Genomic DNA, 20,894 nt, shown 5'->3' on the forward strand with positions numbered 1-20,894 from the left:
GCAGAGTTCATTCTCGTTGCGTTTGCCCCTTGCGGGATTCCCCGCAAGGGGCTTTTTCGTGGAGCGCACGGTGGCGGACCAGTACCCGTGCCGATGGGATGAACCGGGCGGCCAAGCGTTCGACGAGGTAAACCGAGCGGTGTTGTCCCCCGGTGCACCCGATCGCGACGGTGAGATAGCTGCGCTGTTCTGCGGTGTAATGGGGAAGCCAGCGGGTGATGAAATCCGCAATATCCGCTTCCATCCGGGTGACCAAAGGCTGCGCGGCAAGAAACGCCTGAACCGGTGCATCGCACCCCGTGAGCGGGCGCAGTGTCGGATCGTAATAGGGGTTGGGGAGACAGCGGGCGTCGAAGAGCAGATCGGCGTCGAGCGGCACGCCTTGTTTGAACGCGAACGATTCGAAGGTAAGGGTGAGCGGCGCGCGCGGGGCGCCGTCGGGGGGGAGCCATTCCCGCAGATATCGGCGCAACTGTTGCGCGGAGAGGTGACTGGTGTCGAGGCGTTGGGCGGCTTGCGCGATGGGTTCCAGACGATGCCGTTCGCGTGCGATCGCTTCTTCGACGGTCATCGTGCCCGTGGCGAGCGGATGCGCACGGCGGGTTTCCGAAAAGCGGGCAAGCAACACGTCGTCGCGTGCGTCGAGAAAGAGCGCGTCTGGGGCGATACCGGTGCGCTGCGTCAGTTCGGCGAGCGCTTCGGGGAGCGCGTCGAGGTTGCCGCTGCGGATGTCGACCGCGACTGCGATCCCTTCCCGCCGCTCCGCCGAAGGGGTAGCGAGCGCGTGGTGGAGGATGTGGGTCACCACCGGAACGAGGAACGGAACCGGCAAGTTGTCGAGCGCGATGAAACCGCTGTCTTCGAGCGCGCGCAGCGCGACCGTCTTGCCGGCACCGGAGACGCCGCTCACGACGACGATACGCGGTGGCCGCGGCGCCGTGGTCGCGGCTAAGCCGTTTGCTGAAACATTCACTGCGGTTCGCGCCATTTGATCGAGCAGCCGATCGATGGGGTCTGGTCACGCGGCCCTTGACCGGTCTGGGCGATCTGGACCATCGCTTCGAAGAGTTCGCGGCGCGCATCGGGTGGTGCGGGTTGCCGCCCCGAGGCGTCGAGTCGTCCGCGGTATTGCAGTTCGAGGTCTTTGTTGAAGCCGAAGAAGTCCGGGGTGCAGACCGCGCCGTAGGCTTTTGCGACCTCTTGCGTTTCGTCCCAGAGATAGGGAAATGGAAACGCCTTTTCCTGGGCGATGCGCTGCATGTTTTCGAACGAGTCCTCCGGGTAGTCGGCCGGGTCGTTGCTCATGATTGCTACCGAGCCAATGCCGTAGGCCTTGAGCTCGCGGGCATCCCGGATGATCCGGTCGAGCACCGCTTTGACGTAGGGGCAGTGGTTGCAGATGAACATTACCAATAGGCCGTTTTCGCCGCGCACGTCGGCAAGCGTGTAGCGTTTGCCATCGACACCGATGAGGTCGAAGTCGACCGCTTTCCAGCCAAAATCACAGACGGGGGTGTTGAGGGCGACCATCGCGAACTCCTTGTGGTGGTGGATCGCTTTATTGTAGCGAACCGCACGGAAAAGTGACGCGTACCCGGGTGCCGCGCCCGAAGGGTGGCTCGGTGATCGTGATCGTGGCTTGGTGCTGTTCGGCGATTTCGCGTGCGATCGCAAGGCCCAAGCCAGAACCCTCGCCCAATCGCTCCGAATCCAGAAGCCGGAAGAAAGGTTCGAAGACGCGCGCGCGCGCCTCCGGTGGGATGCCCGGGCCGGTGTCGTCGACGGCGACATGGATCGTTGCGCCCTCCTGCCAGACGCGGATCGTCACGTCGCCGCCGGGTGGCGTATAGGTGATCGCGTTGTCGATCACGTTCTTGAAGAGCTCCCCGAGCATGAGCGCATTGGCGTCGATGGTGCACGGGGTCTGTCCTTCTTCCAGCGCCAATGCGATCCGTTTGCGGTGCGCTTTCGGGTAGAGATCGGCAACGACCTCACGCAGCAGCGCGACCAGATCGGTGGGCTGGAAGCGGTGGACCTGTTCCGAGCTCGATTCGGTGCGGGCAAGCGTCAGCAGCTGATTGATGAGGCGGGCGGTGCGCTCCGCAGCGGCGATGATCTTTTCGAGGTCGGCACGCAGCTCTTCCGGGGTTTCGGCTTCCCGGGCGAGTTCTGCTTGCATTTTGAGCCCCGTGATCGGGGTCCGCATTTGGTGCGCCGCATCGGCAATGAAGCGGCGTTGCGCCGCCAAGTTTTCCTCGAGGCGCGCCATCAGGCGGTTGAACGCTTCGATGAGCGGGCGAATCTCTTCGGGTACCCGCTCCAGGTCGATCGGCGAAAGGTCCGTTGGGCGACGCCGGGTCAGGTGTGCCTGCAGGCGCCTGAGCGGTGCGAGTCCTTTGGTGAGGCCGAACCACACCAGCACGACGGCGATCGGGATCACGATGAATTGCGGCATCATCACGCCGGTGATCACCTCGGTGACGAGCGCCTGGCGCTGTTTTACCGTTTCCGCGACCTGTACCGCGACGAGTGTCTGCCCGCCGTCGCGGTGTTTGCGTTCTACCAAGGTGGCCAGCCGCAACGGTTCGCCGTGGTAGTCGATGTCTTGGAAGCGCACGTCGATGTCGGCCAGCCACGAGGGGGTAGGCAGTTGCGCGTTGCCCGCAAGGCGGGCTTCCGGGGTACGGACTTCGTAGTAGAGCGTGGCGTTGGTGCCCGCATGCAAGATCCATTGCGCCGGTGCTGGCAAGGTGAAACTGGGTTTTCCGTCGGCAAAGAGGACGAAACGCATCAAGAAACGGGCGCGTTCGGCAAGGGCCTGATCGTACGGCCGGTGGGCGATCTCCGTGGCGATCTGATAGGTGATGAAGATGGTGATCGGCCACAAGAGGAGCAGCGGCGCGAGCATCCAGTCGAGAATCTCACCGAAGAGCGAGTTGGGTTCGGTGCGTCGTTTAGGAATCAGAAACGGCATGGTCGCTGTCGAGACAATAGCCAACGCCGCGTACGGTCCGGATCACCGCACCGCTGCCGTCGATCTTTTTGCGCAACCGATGGAGGTAGACTTCGATCGCGTTGGTCGAGACCTCTTCGTGCCAGCCGCAGAGGTGCTCCAGGAGCTGCTCTTTGCTAACCAACCGCCCGGGACGCAACAGGAGGTATTCCAGAATCGCCAGCTCTCGTGCCGAGAGTTCGAGCGGTTCGTCGTCGAGATAGGCGCGGCGGGCGCCGGTGTCGAACGTGAGCCGCCCCACTTTGACTCGGGTGGGTGCCGCGGCGCCGCGGCGCGTGAGCGCACGCACGCGCGCTTCGAGTTCGCGCAGGTCGAACGGTTTCGTGAGGTAGTCGTCGGCGCCCGCGTCGAGCCCGCGTACGCGGTCTTCGATGCCGTCTTGGGCGGTCAGGATGAGGACCGGGGTGGTGTTTTGCCGCGCGCGCAACCGTTTGAGGACCTCGATTCCGGGTAATTTCGGCAATCCGAGGTCGAGGATCACGCAATCGAATTCGGTCGCGGCCAGGGCAGCATCGGCAGCGGAGCCGTCGGCGACGAGGTCGATGGCGTATCCCGCGCGTTTGAGTGCCCGCGCCAACCCTTCGGCGATCACCGGGTCGTCTTCGACGATCAAAATGCGCATGAACCGATTGTAATGGGGTTGTCGGGTTCGAACAACGGGAGCCGCTTGGCGATTCGCTATAATGCGCCCCATGCCCTTTTTCGCGATTGGCCTCAACCACCACTCTGCGCCGGTGCCGGTGCGTGAACAACTTGCGGTTGCTCCGTCCGAGCTACCCGAGCTGTTGCGCGCGCTCGTCGCTGCGGGGATCGGCGTTCACGAAGCGGCGCTCTTATCGACGTGCAACCGAACCGAATGTTACGTCGCGGCGAGCGACCCGCACGCGGTCTTCGCGTGGCTCTGTGCCCACCGCCACGCCGATCTGGCGCAGGTCACACCCCACCTCTTCATTCATCGGGATAGCGAAGGGGTGCGACACCTCTTTCGTGTCGCTTCGGGCCTCGATTCGATGGTCCTGGGCGAGACCCAGATCGTCGGGCAATTCAAAGAGGCGCTGCGTCTTGCGAAAGCGGCGGGGACGCTCGGCAAGCACGTCCAGACCGTGATGCAGATGGCGCTTTCGGTCGCGAAAGAGGTGCGCAGCCAAACCGCGATCGGTGCCAACGTCGTCTCGATGGCCGCCGCCGCTGTTCGCCTTTCCCAACGGGTTTTCGGGCCGGTGGCGGAGCAGCGGGTGCTCTTCGTCGGTGCAGGGGAGATGATCGAAACGTGCGTCGCCCATTTCGCCGCAGGGCAGCCGCAGCGGATCGCGATCGTGAACCGGACGGTGGCGCGGGCCGAGCAACTGGCTGCTCGTTTTGCCGCCGAGGCGCATCCGCTCGATCGGTTGCCCGAACTGTTGCCGGAGTTCGATACGGTCGTCGCCAGTACCGCCAGCCCGTTGCCGTTGATCGGGTTGGGGATGGTCGAGCGGGCGCTCAAGCAGCGGCGCCACCGTCCATTCGTGATGGTCGACCTCGCGGTGCCGCGCGACATCGAGCCGGAAGTGGGCGCGCTGCAGGACGTCTTCCTCTACGCGGTCGACGATCTGGCGCAAATCGTGCAGGAGGGACGGGAAAGCCGCGCGCAGGCGGTTCGGGACGCCGAAGCGATCATCGACGCCCGCCTGGCCGAGTTTGCCCAGTGGGTGAGCGCGCAAGAGATGGTGCCGCTCATTCGCCAGTTGCGCACCCACGCAGAGACGATCGCCACCGCAGAACGCGAGCGGGCATTGGCGAAATTGCGGGCGGGCGGGGATCCGGAAGCGGTGATCGCGGCGCTCACCCACGCGCTGACGAACAAATGGTTGCATGCGCCAACCACCTTTTTTCGGCAAGCTCCACCAGAAGCACGCCAGGCGTTGAGCCGCTGGGCGCCACAACTCTTTGGTTGGGAGAAGACGCAACGATGAAGGCGTCGTGGATCGAACGCTTCCAACGCATGGCTGATGCGCTCGACGAGCTCGACCGGGCGTTGAGCGACCCGGAAACCGCGGCCAACCCCGAGCGACTTCGTGCGCTCATGCAGCAGCGGGCGCAGTTGGAAGAACCGGTGGCACTGTGGCAACGCTACCAGGCCCTTACCGACGAGATCGCCACGACGGAAAAGTTGGCCGCAAGCGGCGACGACCCGGAGCTTGCCGCGCTGGCGCGAGAAGAGTTGGCCGCGCTCAACTCGGAGCGCGAACGGCTCGAAGCGCAACTAGCCGAAGCGTTGGTGCCCGTGGATCCCCTCGATGCGCGCGACGTCTACCTCGAGATTCGCGCGGGAACAGGGGGTGAGGAGGCCGCACTCTTTGCTGCCGATCTTTTCCGAATGTACGCCCGCTACGCGGAAGCGCAAGGCTGGCAGGTCGAGATCGTCTCGGCGAGCGAATCCGATTTGGGGGGATATAAAGAGCTCATCGCCCACGTTCGCGGCGAAGGGGTCTATGGGCGGTTGAAGTTCGAATCGGGCGGGCATCGCGTGCAGCGCGTGCCGGTGACCGAAAGCCAGGGGCGGATTCACACGTCGGCGTGCACGGTCGCGGTGTTGCCGGAGGAGGATCCCGAAGCGGTTGCCGAAATCGACCCGAAAGAGCTGCGCATCGACGTCTTTCGCGCTTCTGGCGCTGGCGGCCAGCACGTGAACCGGACCGAGTCGGCGGTGCGCATCACCCACCTCCCCACTGGCATCGTGGTCGAATGCCAAGACGATCGCTCGCAACACCGCAACAAAGCGAAAGCGCTCGCGGTGCTTGCGGCGCGGTTGGCGGAGCGGCGCCGTGCCGAACAACAAGCGGCCACCGCAGCGATGCGGCGGCAGCTCGTCGGCAGCGGGGATCGCTCCGACCGGATCCGCACCTACAACTTTCCGCAGGGACGGGTGACCGACCACCGGATCGATTTGACCCTCTACCAATTGCCGCAGATTCTCGACGGTGCGCTCGATCTGGTGATCGAGCCGCTGCGCCGTGAGGCGCGTGCCGAAGCGCTCGCGGCCTGGGAAGCGAACGAAAATGGCTGACGCGGCGCACGATATTGCGTTGCCCACGTTGGGCGAGGCGTTGGCGTGGGCGCGGCAACGGATCGATCCGCTGGACGCACGCATACTCCTTGCGCATGCGGCGCGGGTGCGTACCGCGACGCTTTTGGCCTATCCCGAACGGCGGCTGCCCGAAACGGTGTGGCGGCTTTTTCGCACTCTCGTGACCCGCCGTGCTGCTGGGGAGCCAGTGGCCTATTTGACGGGCGAGCGGGAGTTCTACGGCCGCACCTTCTGCGTTTCGCCCGCGGTGCTGATCCCGCGCCCCGACACCGAAACCCTGGTCGATGTCGCGCTTTCTGTCGCCGATCAGCGCCCTGGGGCTGCGTTGCGGATCCTTGATCTGGGCACCGGCAGCGGCTGTATCGCGATCACCCTGGCGTTGGAACTGCCCCACGCGGAGGTGGTTGCGGTCGATCGCTCGCGCGCGGCGCTTGCCGTTGCGCTCAACAACGCGCAGCGGCTGGGTGCCAGCGTCTCATTCGTCGAAAGCGACTGGTTTTCTCGGCTGGGGTTGGAGCTTTTCGACCTCATCGTCGCCAACCCCCCCTACCTAGCCGAGGATGATCCCCACCTCAACGCTGGCGACCTGCGTTTCGAGCCGCGGCAGGCGCTGGTGGAGCAGCACGAAGGCCTTGCGGCGATCGCCCGGATCGTTGCCGAAGCGCCGCGCTATCTTGCACCCGGCGGGTGGCTGTTGTGCGAACACGGCTATAGCCAAGGACACGCGGTTCGTGGTCGGCTTCTCGATGCCGGATTCCTGCACGTTCAGACGTGGCGCGATCTGGCCGGCCACGAGCGGGTGAGCGGCGGGCGTAAACGGCGCCCGAACGAGTAGAATAAGAAACACGGCTCCCGTGCCGAAACGGTGGGCCCTTTTTGCGGCAATTCCCAATGGAGAGTACGATGAGTGACGTCCAAGAGACCATCCGCCAACAGATCGCTTCGCACCCTGTGGTGCTCTACATGAAAGGAACTCCACAATTTCCGATGTGCGGTTTTTCCGCAACGGTCGTCCATATCCTCGACCTCTGCGGCGTCAAGGACTATTTAGCGGTGAACGTCCTCGAGGATGAGTCGATCCGGCAAGGGATCAAAGAGTACTCCAATTGGCCGACGATCCCGCAGCTCTATATCAACGGCGAATTCATCGGCGGGTGTGACATCACGCGCGAGCTCTACCAAAGCGGCGAATTGCAAAAACTGTTGCAAGAGGCGGGGGTGGTCGCCAACTGAACCGCAACGCGCTGATCCCGGACGGCGCCAGCGCGCCGTTCATCAGCCACCGGTGAGCCGCGCGATCAACCGCTCCGCCTCGCGCGCGTACCCGCCGCCGAAGAGGTTGAAGTGGTTGAGGATGTGGTAGAGCGCATAAAGGGGCTTTCGCCGTTCGTAGTCGCGGTGAAGCCCCGAAAGCTTGCGATAGGCGGCGTAAAAAGCGGGCGGGAACCCGCCGAAGAGCTCCATCATCGCCAATTCGCTTTCGTGGTCGCCTTGATGGACCGCCGGGTCGATCAGCACCACCTCACCTGTGGCGCTCTCGGCGATGTTGCCGTACCACAGGTCGCCGTGCAGGAGCGCCGCTCGAGGGGCATATTCGAGAAAGAGTGCCGGCAGCCCCTCCAGCGCTTCTTCGAGGCGCGCCGCTGCGTCCCGGGAAAAGCCGTTGCGTTTGGCCCAGGAAAGCTGCGGTTTGATGCGCCGCGTTACGAAAAAGTGGGCCCAATTGGGTTCCCAACCGTTTTGCTGCGGCGTTGCCCCTAAATAATTGTCCCGATGCCAGCCGAAGCGGTCGGGAAAAGGGGCTGCTTCGTGCAACGCCACCAACGCCCGTGCCGCCGCTTCGGCGCGCGCTGCGGAAAGCGGCCGAAGGTCGAGCCACGTCAGGATCAAGTACGCCGTATCGCTGTCGGCATCGACTCCGTGCGCAATCACCTCCGGCACCCGCACCGCACCGGTTTGCGCGAGTGCCGAGAGACCATCGGCTTCGGCGGCAAAGCGGTCGGCCGCCGCCGCAGGGGCCGTTTTGGCGAACCACCGCGTTCCGTCCTGAAGGGTCAGGCGCCAATGGCGGTCGAACTGCCCGCCAAGCGCAGTGGCTTCGGCGACTTGGGTAGCGTGGCCGAACAGGGCGGGAAGGTATGTGGACCAGTCGATCATGACGGCTTGCCGTTTCTTCTCCCAAGCCCAATCGCGGGCTACCCGCGCTGCGCGATTCGTGCCCGCGCGTGCGCGATCGCCGCTTGCACCGCCTCGGGTGCGGTGCCACCGATATGGGCGCGTGCTGCAAGCGACCCTTCGATGGTGAGCACCTCGTACACGTCCTCTTCGATCTGGGGACAAAACTGCTGCAGTGTGGTGAGCGGGAGCTCGGCAAGGTCGACTCCCTGCCGTTCCGCGGCGCGCACGGCGCGCGCGACGATTTCGTGGGCATCGCGAAACGGCACCCCTTTTTTCACCAGGTAGTCCGCAAGATCGGTTGCGGTGGCGAACCCTTCTTGGAGCGCGGCGCGCATCGCTTCGGGCTTCACCCGGATACCCGCGACCATCTCGGCGTAGATCGCGAGCGTATCGTTCAGCGTATCCACGGCGTCGAAGAGCGGCTCCTTGTCCTCTTGGTTGTCTTTGTTGTACGCGAGCGGCTGCCCCTTCATCAGCGTGAGCATCGCGACGAGGTGGCCATAGACGCGTCCGGTTTTGCCCCGCACCAGTTCGGGAACGTCTGGGTTCTTCTTCTGCGGCATGATCGAGCTGCCGGTGCAGAAGCGGTCCGCCAAGTCGATGAAACCGAAGCGGGGCGTCATCCACAGGATCAATTCTTCGGAAAAGCGCGAGAGATGCATCATCACCAGACTGGCCGCACTCAAGAATTCGATCGCGAAATCGCGGTCGCTCACCGCATCGAGCGAATTGCGACACAACTCTTCGAACCCAAGCGTTTCGGCAACGGCCCACCGATCGATCGGGTAGGTGGTGCCGGCAAGTGCGGCAGCGCCCAGAGGCAAGCGGTTGGTGCGGCGGCGGCAATCGGTGAGCCGCTCCCAGTCGCGCTCCAGCATCTCCACGTAGGCCATGAGGTGGTGGCCGAAGGTGACCGGTTGTGCCACCTGCAGATGGGTGAATCCGGGCATCGGCGTCGCCGCATGCTGTTCGGCAAGGTCCAAGAGTGCCGTTTGCAGCGTGCGAATGCGGCTGCGGATCTCGTCGATCGCGTCGCGCAACCAGAGACGGATGTCGGTCGCCACCTGGTCGTTGCGGCTACGCCCGGTATGAAGCCGCTTCCCTGCATCTCCTACCAGCGCAGTCAATCGCCGTTCGATGTTGAGGTGGATGTCTTCGTCGTCGAGCGACCATTCGAACGCACCGCTTTCGATCTCTTGCGCGATTTGCGCCATACCGCGTTCGATCGCGGCAAGATCCTCGGTGCTGATGATCCCTTGCTTGGCGAGCATCCTCGCGTGTGCGAGCGACCCTTGGATGTCGTGGCGCCACAAACGCCAGTCAAACGGGATGCTCGCCGTGTACCGTTTGACCCGTTCCGAGACCGGTTCGTCGAAACGGCCCGACCAGGTCTTTTGCGATGCGTCATTCTCCATCTGCGTTTCCTAGGGCGTAGGTCTAGAGACATAAGTCTACCGCAGCGGAAACACTTTGCACTGCGCGGCGCAAACTGCCGCGCGCTTCACTTCTTGCGGCGGGTGCGACTTTTACCTTCTCCTATTCAATGCATACACGTTCGCCGTAGGTGAGTTCAAACACCGTATCCGCAAGCCAGCGCCGGAACGACTCGTTGTCGCTGAACTGCTTAAACAGCTCGGTGTCATCCTGGAGCAGCGCGAGTATCACCCGCTGAAGCGCCTTGTCGTGCTCGATGCGGGCGTTCTGCTTGTCGGAGTACTTACGGGCATTTTGGTAAGCGGCGTCAGCCGCGACGCGGGCAGGAATCTCCTCGGTAATTAGCTTGCGCACCCGGTCCGCGTCAGTCCACGGAATGTTGCCGAACTGATCGTTAAAAGCCTTGATGATGTTCGAGAGACGGTCAAGCTCCGGTTCGGGCTTGTGGCCACCGCCCGCAGTAGGCAGCGGCTTAATCTCGGCATCCGCATCGGTAAGTGTGATCCTCATGGTCGCCTGCTTTTCCACCCGGTAGCTGTCCATGTCAATCGCTGCGAGGATGCCCTTGGAGAGGTCCTCCTCCTTTGGCGCTGGCAGCTTGGGAACCAGGAACTCGAGGAATATGGATAATTTTTCCCACTCGGCATTGTTGTAAGGCAGGATCGAAGCCAGAAAGTTATAGGTTCGTAAGAATGCCCTGGCTTTCCCCTTGAAATCAACCTGCCCGTCCTCGTCGAGATGCTCCAGGTAGGTGGCGACGCAGGCGTCGAGGATGGGATCGAGCTGGTCGCGGTCTGCGCCGCTGAGGTAGAGCCGTACCAGGTCATCAACTTGCTTAAGTGAGTACACCTGGTACCTGTCCAGGTCGGCCTTGAGGTTGTGCAGCTTGTTCGGGTCGGTCTCGTCAGCGAGGATGGTCGTCCGGTAGTAGGGCTCGAAGGCTATTCGGATCGTCTCCGGGTCGTTGACGAAATCGAGGACAAAGGTGTCATGCTTCTGGGGGTGGGCGCGATTGAGGCGCGAAAGGGTTTGCACGGCCTTGACCCCAGAGAGCACCTTGTCCACGTACATCGTGTGCAAGAGCGGCTCGTCATAGCCGGTCTGGAACTTGTCGGCGCAGATCAAAAACCGATACGGGTCCTCCCGAATCTTGTCGGGGATCTGGTTTGAGGGAAAGCCGTTCAGGCTGGCCTCGGTGACCTTTTGCCCGCCATACTCGTGCTCACCCGAGAAGGCCACAATCGCCCGATAGGGGCTTTTGCGCTCGGCAAGGTACGACTGAAACGCATGGAAGTAGTGAATGGCTCGCTCGACACTGCCGGTCACCACCATGGACCGCGCCTGACCGCCGATCTTCCCTTTAGCGATCACCTGCTCGTGAAAGTGGTCCACCATGATCTCTGCCTTGAGCCGGATGGCGTGTTCGTGCCCCTCGACGAAGCGGCGCAGCTTTTTCTGCGCCTTCTTGACGTCAAATTCCGGGTCGTCCTCGATCTTCTTGATGAGCTTGTAGTAGCTTTTGACCGGCGTGTAGTTGGCCAGCACATCCAGGATGAAGCCTTCCTGAATGGCCTGTTTCATGGTGTAGGCGTGAAATGGCCGATGTTTCACCGTGCCATCGAGCTGTGGATCGGCTGTGCCGAAAATTTCCAGCGTCTTGTTCTTGGGCGTGGCGGTGAAGGCGAAATAGCTCGCATTCGGCAGCAGCTTCCGGGCCTCCATGAGCCGGTTAATCTGGTCTTCGAAGGTCTCGTCTTCTTCCTCGGCGCCAGCCTCCGACAAGGCCATGCTCATCTTGGCCGCGGTGCGGCCGCCCTGACTCGAATGCGCCTCATCAATGATGATCGCGAAACGGCGCCCGCGGTGTTCGTTGCCGATTTCGTCGAGGATGAAAGGAAACTTCTGCAGCGTCGTGATGATGATCTTCTTGCCGCCCTCGATGAAGCGCCGCAGGTCGCCGGAATGCTCGGCATGCCCCACGGTCGCGCTCACCTGGGCGAACTGCTTGACCGTGTCCCGGATCTGCTGATCCAGGATGCGGCGATCGGTCACCACGATAATGGAATCGAAAACGGGCTTGCCGTCTTTCGCCAGGCCGATCAACTGATGGGCCAGCCAGGCAATGGAGTTGGATTTGCCGCTGCCGGCGGAATGCTGGATCAAATAGCGCCGCCCCACGCCGTGCGCCGCCGCGTCTGCCAAAAGTTTTCGCACCACGTCGAGCTGGTGATAGCGGGGGAAGATCTGACGTCGCCGTTTCTTGCCGGTCCTGAGGTCTTTCTCCTCAACGAGTTGCGCGTAGTTTTCCAGGATGTCGGTCAGGCTCTCGCGGGTGAGGATTTCCCGCCACAGGTAGTCGGTCTTGAGACCTTGCGGGTTGGGAGGATTGCCCGCGCCGTCATTGTAGCCTTTGTTGAAAGGCAGAAACCACGACGCCTTGCCCTGAAGGTGCGTGCAGAACCAGGCTTCGCTATCGTCCAAGGCGAAGTGCGCCACGCAGCGGCCCAACTCGAAGAGCTTTTCGCGCGGGTTGCGGTCGCGCCTGTACTGCTCGATGGCGTCATGCACCGTCTGTTTGGTGAGGCGGTTCTTGAGCTCGAAAGTGAAAACCGGCAGGCCGTTGATGAAGAGCACCAAATCCAGCGCCCGTTGCGTCTCGTCATTGCTGTACCGGAGCTGGCGCGTGACGGTAAAGCGGTTCTGCTCATAGAGCGCCTGCGCTTGCTCGTTTCCCGCCGATGGCGTGCCGTAGAAAAGCTCGATGCGGTGCGGCCCGTGCTGAATCCCATTGCGCAATACATCCACCACCCCGCGCTTGCTCACCTCACCCTGAAGGCGCGCCAAAAACTTGCGCCGGGTGGGGCTGTCGTGATCCTGTAGGGGCAAATCATGATTTGCCCCTACGGCCTCGGCAACCTCGGGCTGCGTCGCCCGCAGAAACGCCGCAAGCTGAACGATGTCCACGCAGTATTCGCGATCGTAATCGGCCGGGTCACCGGGGAGCCAACCCACGCCACCATAGGGTGCCGGCGTCTCGGCCACGAACGCCGGGGGACCCGCAGGCCGGGGCGCGCAGTCGCTGCCCGCCAGCGCCCGGCAGATCAGCGTTTCAAGCCCGGCTTCGCTGGTGTCGGTGGGCTTCATGTTTTTTCCTTCGACAGACGATTGAGCAAAGCCACCACCAGGCGCGTGAGCGCCTCCTTGTCGCCGGCGCGGCTTTCCGCAAGCAACAGCGTCAGTGCCACAAGAGCTTCATCCGAGATTCGCCGCATACCATTGGCAGTGTAGAGCAAATGATTCTTGTCCAGAAAACGGAGAAACAGCGCTGCGCCGATGCGCTTGTTGCCGTCAACGAAGGGATGATCCTTGACCACAAAATAGAGCAGGTGGGCGGCTTTCTCTTCCAGTGTGGGGTAGGCATCCCGACCGAAAACCGTCTGGAACAAGGCCGCAAGGATGCCTTCGAGCCGGCCCGGTTCCCGCTCACGTCCGAACAGCTCGCCGGCGCCAAACTGGTTTCTCAGCGTGGCAATGAGTTGCCGCGCTTCATCCACCGCAAGCGGCTGTGCCCCGCTCGTGCGTCCCACCACTGCTGCCAGCCGCCCGTGGTCGTAGTCATCGAGCAGCACGAGCGAATCGGCATAATCGCCCACCAGCCGTAGCAGAGCTGCCGCCTCATCCCCGCTCAGCAGGCGCTGTTCGGTCATGCTGGCCACCACCTGGATGGTCTGGCACAGCTCCTGCAGGCGACGGGCGTTGGCGGTGTAGCCTTTGACCAGATGCTCGCGCAGCACCTGTGTAGCCCAGATGCGAAATTGCGTACCCCGTCTGGAATTTACCCGATAGCCTACGGAAATGATGGCATCGAGGTTGTAGTACTCTACCTGCCGCACGACCTCCCGATAGCCTTCCAGTTGAACTGTTGCAAATTTTGCAACAGTTGCCTGCCGGTCAAGTTCCCCTTCCCGGTAAATGTTGCGCAGATGGCGGGAAATGACCGACTTGTCGCGCCCGAACAATGCTGCCATCTGGTTAAGGTTGAGCCACACCGTCTCTTGCTCCAGGCGCACATCGAGCGCGATGCTGCCATCGGGGGCACGGTAGAGGACGATCTCGCCGCGTGCCGCAGGTTCCTTCGGCGCGGTGTCGGCACGGAGAAAAGGTTTGTCAGTCCTCGGTTTCTTCATCGGCGCTCATAGTTTCAGTGGTTTCTTCGCTTTCGTCGGTTACAGAGTTGATCTCCTCCTCGGGCAGATCCGGCTCCTCGGATTCCTCTGGCAGCCGCGCCGCCACCTCGCGCACATCCAGTTTGCCGGTGACCACATCGGCAATCAAGCGCTCGCGGTATTCGCGCAAGAGTTCGATCTCGCGGCGGGCAGCGGCAATGGCAGCGTCGAGCTTGGCGGTTTGGGCGTCGAGGTATTCGACGATGGCGGTTTGTTCGGGGAGGGGGGGAAGAGGGACCGACACCGACTTAATAGCGTCGTGCGAAAGTCCGTAACGCGTTACCCCCTTTGCTTCAACATGAAATTGGTATGCGACCTGAGGATTCTGAAGCGCACGAAGTAAGAACGCACCTTCGACCACTTGCTTTGGGCGCAAAAGGGCGAGATGGTAGCCGCTGATTAGGTCCGGCGCCGAGGACTCGACCAGCGCGGGTACCCCAATGTCATCCCAGGCTTCTGAATCCTTCGTGATCAGCACGTCACCTTGTTCTAGGCGGAACCGCTCGATTTCTTCTGCGGATGCCGTCGCTTTCATGAATTCCATGTTGGCACGGATTCGCTCGTGCTTGTACACATCCACGTAGTTACAGAGGCGAACGGGTTCCTCGCCCTCCTTTGAGTGCTTGTCAACATTGCTGACTCGCATCTTCACGATGTTGCGTAGTCGCCGCACCTCCCAGTGCTCCGGCACCTCGCCCAGCCACGGCACGCCGGAGTCTTTGTAGGCGGGGTAGGGCTGGCCGGTGCGGACATCTATCTTGCCAGTGACGGCCTGGTGGATGAGGGCCTGCTTGTACTCTTCCAGCAGCTTGATGAGCTTCTGCTTGGCTCGGATGTAGCGCCGAATCCGCCGGTCCACCCAGTCCAGGAAGCGGACGATGGCGGTTTGTTCGGGGAGGGGGGGAAGTGAGAAGTAGATACACTTGAATTCCTCTGCCCGCAGACTCCACTGATCCGAAGTAATGCCATACGACCATCGCTCGGCCTCCGAAGCGAAAAGGGGTGTACGAAGAAGAAAGTGCATGTAGCGAGGCAAGTTCTCAGCGCTTCTTAGCCGCTGAACGATGTAAGCCGGGCTCACGATCCCCCGGTAAGCCGAGACGCCCACCGCCCCCTGCCAGGCTCGCATCTTGTTGTATACCAGGTCACCCGGTTGAACGAGTTTGTAGTTGGACTTGTCCTCGTTCGATGAGTCCTTCCTAGAACTGTCCGCGAGCAAGTCTGCCTGACGCAGTACGCCGCGTGTGATGGTTACCGACAGCATCAGTTCGTCAGGGTGACCACGGTCTTTGCATTCACGAAACACCGCACGGCCGGGTAACACCTCCCAGTGCTCTGGCACCTGGCCGAGCCACGGCACGCCGGAGTGTTTGTAGGCGGGGTAGGGTTGGAGGTTGCTGATCATAACTCGTTCCCACTTCTTTCAGTTAAACCTTGCTGCCAGACCTCTGCAACCGTTTTCCAGTCTATCTCGCGCGTTACAGTTTCGCCTTTCTCATTCTTGCCAGTCCACACATCCCAGAAGTCCGGGTCGTCGGAGCGCGGCCGCTGGGATTCAGGCAGGTCGTGCATCTTGACTAGAACCGGCAGTTCTGACGCCCATCCCAATAGAATTGCGTGTTGGGACGGCAGCGACGGAAGTTCGCGCAACAATCCCCGGAGGTTGTCCGGTACAAGACGATGGACCAGTTCCTGGTCACGATCGTTGCTGATGCGATGAAGCAAAAAGGTATTGCATTGCGATAGGACCGTGGGAGAGAGTTCAGACGGGCGCTGAGAGGATAGAACGAGGCCTAGGCCAAACTTCCGACCTTCGCGGGCGATCCGCTCGAAGACCTGGCAGCAAATAGCTGCGGCATCCTGGAAGTCGAGATCTTCCTTGTATCGTTTGATGAATGTGTGCGCCTCCTCCATCACAAGCACCGTGGGAAGCGGTCTGCCGTTCAACTTGACGTAGCGTTGCAGAGCTTCAAAAACCATACGTGCAACAACAGCCGTGACAACGTGCACGATATCGGTAGGCACCAGGGAAAGATCGATGACAGACACACAGCTGCTTTCACCATAGTTTCCACCGATATAGTCGTTGAGCCACTGTTCGAGCGTGACGCCCTCGCTATCAGCAATAACCGCTTTCATTCTCGGGTCTGCGAGAAATGTGCGGATACGGGCAACTAAAAAATCAATAAATTGGCTTTGGTTGTCTTGTTGACCGAGAAACCACAGATGATCTGCAAGATCGGTCCCATTGAATGGTAAGGGCACATCCTCGTCCGGGCCTTCTTGGTAAATGATTCCCCCTAAGAGATTCAAGGACGCATTGAGCGCTTCTGCTATCGCATTAACTTGGTCCTCGGTAAACGCACGGTAGTATTCAATCTTCTTACCGTCCTTCTCGAAACTATTGTATGTTTCGTCCAGCGCGTTTTTGATAGCCTCCTTAACTTCCTGAAGTCGATATCCCGGAAACTCGCTGAGCTTTTTTTCCAGATCGCTCATAATAGCTTTCAGTCGAAAACCAAACTTGTTTTCATCCGTTTTAATGTTGTTCGATCGTATGTCGCGCTGAATGGACCTCAGTTGGGACGATAGGTATCTACGTAGCTCAAGTTTTTTCTCCTCCTCGGTTGGCACGGGAGTGCCGGTACGTCCAGCCTTGACTTCGCGTAGTGCCCGTCTAAGCAACGGCCGTTGTGTCTTCGCGCTCGCCTGGGTGAACGCGCACCATTCAGTGCTGTTCCAGAACCACAATGGCACCTTCAGCGGTGCTTCGCCCTCTCCAGGGTTTATTTTGAAAATTCGCGCAGTAATGGTAGGGTCACCCTTCGGAAACGCCCGTGAATACTCACCATTAGGGTCGAGAATGATAAAACGGGCGTTCGGACGACCTGAGCGCTCCCGCTGGGCCGCCTCAATGCTCCAGCGGACCAGCCCGGCGACGGTACAAGACTTGCCGCTGCCGGTGTTCCCGAGGACGGCGAGGTGGCGGCCGAATAGCCGATCCGGATCGACATATACTTTTGCATCGTTCGCCACAGGGCTTGTACCGATGCAGACACGCTTCTTTTCGCCAGACTCAACGATTGCTCGGAGCTGTTCATCGGTAGGGAGCAGAGCCGGAGCGCCCACCGATGGCAGAATATCGCTACCTCGGCTGAACACAAAGCCCTTGTCATCGCGATGCGCACGCAGTATGCCGAGTGGATTTAAACTGACGCGCCGGAGTGGATAGGGTAAATCCACCAAACCAAAATCTTGCATCCCGCGCCTCTTCGGAAACGGCGAGCGTTCAACCGTGATCCACTCTACCTGACCTACAAGAAACCCTTGATCGACGGGAATTAAAAGGTATCCGTTTACCCTGGGGAACGGTCTTGGCCCTCCTGTGTTGAGTGCCACCGACTCTGGCGCCTCGATATCAATAGCAATTTTAATTTCGTCAGGGGAGACGAACTCTACCGTCCCAATCTGAAGAGTGCTGGCTTGTTCGAATAGGGTCTGTCTCATGACAACGCTCCACCTTCATTCTCCGGGGTAGGGGCTTGGCTTACCTGAACCTGAGCGCCCAACCGCGCTTTGATCAAATCTGCCATTCGGATTGTCGTTCGGTCGATTGCAGGTTTCGGTAGATAGTGATCGACAAGCGTTTTAAGATCGCCGAGATGGTCGCCGAGCAAAAGCGTGACTTGAGCGCCTCGGCCCAACCTCTCGTACGTTCGCATGATCCGACCGAGGGGATCGCTGTACGAGATGATCACCAAGTGCGCTGACGGTATCGTCAGCATGTCTTCGATGATTCGATTGATGTGTTCATCACCGAAGCTGTAGCCGTAGCAGAACAGCGTGCTATTCGGTCGACAGATCGCCGCAGCGAAGTCTCGGAATAGTTCACTGTAAGGGTAGAAGAGCGTCTCCACATCCTTCGCCGGGTTGGGGTAAATCATCAGTTGCAATGCTGTTGCGCTCTTCAGGCCTGGGGCTTTAAGGTAGGGGTCTATATCGTCTGCACCGAATGGCAGGCCTATGCGGCGAATTTCGCCGTTGCAATGAACCCAATCCACTGAACCGTGTAGTTTGGTAAAGCGGGCTACGCCCTCCAAATAGCGTGGTTCGCCCCGAATGCCTGGCGGGTTGTAGTGCAAGTCAACATCAAGGCGCGATGCCCGGAATATTGGCGCAAGGGTGCCGACGAATCGATCGACCAATCGAAGACCTGCTACATCCGCACCGATTTCGATATAGCGATCATAATTTGTGGTGAAGAGATGAAGACGGTCGCGGGTTCCCGATCGGCTTGCGAAAGTCATAAGGAAGCTAACGAGGTAGGTGAAAGCATGTTCGCGTTTGTCATCCGGTGCAGAAGCCAGGTTGTTCTCACCTTGCAGGATGGAGGCGGCGAAGGATTGAAGAGCCTCGCTCAACTCTCGCCGCAAGTCCTCGACGTGCTTTCGCTCTTGGGCATCCTTTGCTTTTGTTGCTGCAAGTATTTGCAAACCACGGAGCAACTCGTTGACCACGCGGATTTGGTCTTCAATGTTTCCTTCACCGCGTTCCAGCTCTTTCGCTGTGCGCTTCACCTCTGCTTTGATTACATCTCCCAGAGTTTTGAAGTCTACGGTATTCATTCCTGGAAGGGATGCGCCCGTTGCCAGCCTGTGAACGGCGTGAGTGAGCCCCGACCCTACAAGCAGGGATAAATGCTCGGACTGACAAAGTGCCGTCAGCCACGGTTCTATCCGTTCGCGTAGTTTCTCAGGACCAAATTCCTCGTCGGCTTTTGCCCAAGAGCAACTCACGCCCTCTGCCAGTTTAAATCGATCATTAGCCGGCGGAATCGGGGCGAGAGTCAGCCGCTCAGGGTCGTCTCGCGTCTTGATGATCTGTTGTCCATTTTGAAGGCTCATCGCGTCTGACCTCCAAAAATATCGTCCAGCAGCCCCTCCGCCTCCTTCTCCACCGCCATAAGATCAGCGCGGATCTCTTCGAGGCTGCGCAGGGCCTTGGGCTTGTAGAAGTAGCGGTTGAAGTTGATCTCGTAGCCCACCTTGACGCTACTCGGGTCGTACCAGGCGTCCGGCGCGTAGGGCAGCACTTCGCGGCGCAGGAAAGTTTCGATGGCTGTGCGCGCATCAATCGGGCTCGGCAGGTAGCCGGGCTGCTGGCATGCGGGGCACTCGAGGAACGGGATCTGCTCGCTGTCGCGCAGTTCGGTGTCGGGTTCATACTCCACCACGCGCAGCTTGCCGTGAATGTGAACCTCAAACAGCCCCCGCAGCGGATCGGGCGCGGTGCCGGGTTTGTGGATCTTTTTGATCACCGGCGGGGCATCGTCGGCGCGCTCGGTCGTTTCCCGAAGCCCTTTGATCTCCTTGGCACTGTACTCGCGCTCGGGGTCGATGCCTTTCAGGCGCAGGGGGCGCTCCACCGTCACCTTCCAGTAGCCGAAGGCCGCGTTGGGGAAGATTTTGGACTGCTCAGTCTCCTCGAATTTGAGGAAGGTATCCACAATGCGGCGGATATCCTCTTCGGACAGTTCACAATTCTTCTTGCCCAGGTTCTTGCGCAGGGGCCTGTACCACTCGGTGGCGTTAATGAGCTGCACGCGGCCTTTGCGGTGATCGGGCTTGCGGTTCGTGAGCACCCACACGTAGGTGGCGATGTCGGTGTTGTAGAACATGTTGAGCGGCAGGGCCACGATCGCCTCGAGCCAGTCGTTCTCGATGATCCAGCGGCGGATGTTGCTCTCGCCTTGGCCGGCGTCCCCCGTGAACAGCGACGAGCCGTTGTGCACTTCGGCGATCCGGCTGCCGAGCAGGGTGTCATGCTTCATCTTGGAGAGCATGTTGACCAGAAACAGCATCTGGCCGTCGCTCGAGCGGGTGATGAGCGACAGCTCCTCGCCGCGGTGCTGCACAACAAAGCGCGGGTCCCTAATTCCAGCCTTGCCGCCCATGCGCTCCAGGTCGCTCTTCCAACTCTTCCCGTAGGGCGGATTGGAGAGCATGAAGTCGAACTCGCGGCCCGGGAAGGCGTCGTTCGATAGGGTCGAATGCTCCGGCCCGCCGACGATGTTGTCAGCGGCTTCGCCCTCGCCCTTGAGCAACAGGTCAGCCTTGCAAATGGCGTAGGTCTCGGCGTTGATCTCCTGGCCGAAAAGGTGTACGGAAACCTGTTTGCCACGCTCTTTCGCCAATTGCAATAGGGTCTCCTCGGCCACGGTGAGCATCCCACCGGTGCCGCAGGCGCCGTCGTAGAGCAGGTAGGTGCCATCCGTGATCCGGTCGGCAATTGGCTCGAAGATCAGCCGGGCCATCAGCCGCACAGCGTCGCGCGGCGTCCAGTGTTCGCCCGCTTCTTCGTTGTTTTCCTCGTTGAAGCGGCGCACCAGCTCCTCGAAGAGGGTGCCCATGGCATGGTTGTCGAGACTGGGCAGGCGGACGGTGCCGTCGCTGTTAAGCACAGGGTAAGGGCTCAGGTTGATGGTGGGGTCGAGGAACTTCTCGATGAGCGTGCCCAGGGCGTCGGCTTTGGCCAGGCGCGGGATTTGGTTACGAAACTCGAAGTTGTCGATGATCTCCTGTACGTTGGGCGAGAACCCATCGAGGTAGGCGCGAAAATCGGCTTCCAGTTGCTGGCGGCTGGCACGCGCCCTGAGGTCGCGCAGGGTGAAGGGCGAAGTGTTATAGAACGACTGTCCAGCTGCCTTGCGCAGGGCGGCGTCCTGATGTACGATGCCTGGCTTGTCGAGCGAGGCCTTCATGTCGAGCACGGCCTGCTTGGTGGGCTCCAGCACTGCGTCCAGACGGCGGATCACCGTCATCGGAAGAATGACGTCGCGATACTTGCCACGGACGTACAGGTCGCGCAGAACATCGTCGGCAATGCCCCAGATAAAGTTGGTGATCCAGGTCAGTTGGCCGTTTTCCATCTCAAATTCCTCCCCAGATCGGCTTTTCATTCTTCGAGAAAGTAGCCG

At 60.8% G+C, this 20,894-nt stretch carries 16 protein-coding genes; 4 read left to right on the plus strand and 12 right to left on the minus strand.

Annotation, left to right across the window (positions count from 1 at the left end):
* Positions 1-7 precede the first annotated feature (7 nt).
* The 4 genes from rapZ to KUL93_RS02845 are packed head-to-tail and all read right to left on the minus strand — an operon-like array spanning position 8 to position 3,635.
* On the minus strand, positions 8-973 hold the full coding sequence (gene rapZ / locus KUL93_RS02830; protein WP_217125607.1) for an RNase adapter RapZ: 966 nt from the start codon (positions 971-973) through the stop codon (positions 8-10).
* Positions 970-1,530: a thioredoxin family protein gene (locus tag KUL93_RS02835; protein WP_217125608.1), complete on the minus strand. Its 561-nt coding sequence runs from the start codon at positions 1,528-1,530 to the stop codon at positions 970-972. The genes rapZ and KUL93_RS02835 overlap by 4 nt, the downstream gene beginning before the upstream one ends.
* A gap of 28 nt (positions 1,531-1,558) precedes the next feature.
* Positions 1,559-2,974, minus strand: a complete 1,416-nt coding sequence (locus tag KUL93_RS02840; RefSeq protein WP_217125609.1) for a sensor histidine kinase — start codon at positions 2,972-2,974, stop codon at positions 1,559-1,561.
* A complete protein-coding gene (locus tag KUL93_RS02845; RefSeq protein ID WP_119334632.1) occupies positions 2,955-3,635 on the minus strand; it encodes a response regulator in 681 nt (226 codons plus the stop codon). The genes KUL93_RS02840 and KUL93_RS02845 overlap by 20 nt, the downstream gene beginning before the upstream one ends.
* A 70-nt stretch (positions 3,636-3,705) precedes the next feature.
* On the opposite strand from KUL93_RS02845, the gene hemA reads away from it, so the two are divergent.
* The 4 genes from hemA (at position 3,706) to grxD (ending at position 7,313) form a co-directional block, all read left to right on the plus strand.
* A complete protein-coding gene (gene hemA / locus KUL93_RS02850; RefSeq protein WP_119334633.1) occupies positions 3,706-4,965 on the plus strand; it encodes a glutamyl-tRNA reductase in 1,260 nt (419 codons plus the stop codon).
* Positions 4,962-6,059, plus strand: a complete 1,098-nt coding sequence (gene prfA / locus KUL93_RS02855) for a peptide chain release factor 1 (protein ID WP_217125610.1) — start codon at positions 4,962-4,964, stop codon at positions 6,057-6,059. The genes hemA and prfA overlap by 4 nt, the downstream gene beginning before the upstream one ends.
* Positions 6,052-6,915, plus strand: a complete 864-nt coding sequence (gene prmC / locus KUL93_RS02860; protein ID WP_217125611.1) for a peptide chain release factor N(5)-glutamine methyltransferase — start codon at positions 6,052-6,054, stop codon at positions 6,913-6,915. Before prfA ends, prmC begins: the two co-directional genes overlap by 8 nt.
* A gap of 68 nt (positions 6,916-6,983) precedes the next feature.
* Positions 6,984-7,313: a Grx4 family monothiol glutaredoxin gene (grxD, locus tag KUL93_RS02865; RefSeq protein WP_217125612.1), complete on the plus strand. Its 330-nt coding sequence runs from the start codon at positions 6,984-6,986 to the stop codon at positions 7,311-7,313.
* Between the two features lie 42 nt (positions 7,314-7,355).
* Here the strand turns inward: grxD and KUL93_RS02870 are convergent, their stop codons facing one another.
* The 8 genes from KUL93_RS02870 to KUL93_RS02905 all read right to left on the minus strand — a co-directional run bounded on the left by KUL93_RS02870 (position 7,356) and on the right by KUL93_RS02905 (position 20,846).
* Positions 7,356-8,237: a fructosamine kinase family protein gene (locus KUL93_RS02870; RefSeq protein ID WP_217125613.1), complete on the minus strand. Its 882-nt coding sequence runs from the start codon at positions 8,235-8,237 to the stop codon at positions 7,356-7,358.
* Positions 8,238-8,275: 38 nt separating this feature from the next.
* Positions 8,276-9,673: an argininosuccinate lyase gene (gene argH / locus KUL93_RS02875; RefSeq protein ID WP_217125614.1), complete on the minus strand. Its 1,398-nt coding sequence runs from the start codon at positions 9,671-9,673 to the stop codon at positions 8,276-8,278.
* A gap of 121 nt (positions 9,674-9,794) precedes the next feature.
* A complete protein-coding gene (locus KUL93_RS02880) occupies positions 9,795-12,836 on the minus strand; it encodes a type I restriction endonuclease subunit R (RefSeq protein ID WP_217125615.1) in 3,042 nt (1,013 codons plus the stop codon).
* Entirely contained in the window at positions 12,833-13,879 is a 1,047-nt protein-coding gene (locus KUL93_RS02885; protein ID WP_217125616.1) for a virulence RhuM family protein/type II toxin-antitoxin system death-on-curing family toxin, read from the minus strand. The genes KUL93_RS02880 and KUL93_RS02885 overlap by 4 nt, the downstream gene beginning before the upstream one ends.
* The gene (locus KUL93_RS02890; RefSeq protein ID WP_217125617.1) at positions 13,860-15,323 is read right to left on the minus strand and encodes a restriction endonuclease subunit S; all 1,464 of its coding nucleotides are present in this window, start codon (positions 15,321-15,323) and stop codon (positions 13,860-13,862) included. Before KUL93_RS02890 ends, KUL93_RS02885 begins: the two co-directional genes overlap by 20 nt.
* On the minus strand, positions 15,320-17,425 hold the full coding sequence (locus KUL93_RS02895) for an ATP-binding protein (RefSeq protein WP_217125618.1): 2,106 nt from the start codon (positions 17,423-17,425) through the stop codon (positions 15,320-15,322). Before KUL93_RS02895 ends, KUL93_RS02890 begins: the two co-directional genes overlap by 4 nt.
* Positions 17,422-18,822, minus strand: a complete 1,401-nt coding sequence (locus KUL93_RS02900) for an SIR2 family protein (protein WP_217125619.1) — start codon at positions 18,820-18,822, stop codon at positions 17,422-17,424. The genes KUL93_RS02895 and KUL93_RS02900 overlap by 4 nt, the downstream gene beginning before the upstream one ends.
* Entirely contained in the window at positions 18,819-20,846 is a 2,028-nt protein-coding gene (locus KUL93_RS02905) for a type I restriction-modification system subunit M (protein ID WP_217125620.1), read from the minus strand. Before KUL93_RS02905 ends, KUL93_RS02900 begins: the two co-directional genes overlap by 4 nt.
* Between the last annotated feature and the right edge of the window lie 48 nt (positions 20,847-20,894).

It is taken from the genome of Hydrogenophilus thiooxidans (assembly GCF_019049855.1).
In the GTDB taxonomy this organism is placed as follows: domain Bacteria; phylum Pseudomonadota; class Gammaproteobacteria; order Burkholderiales; family Rhodocyclaceae; genus Hydrogenophilus; species Hydrogenophilus thiooxidans.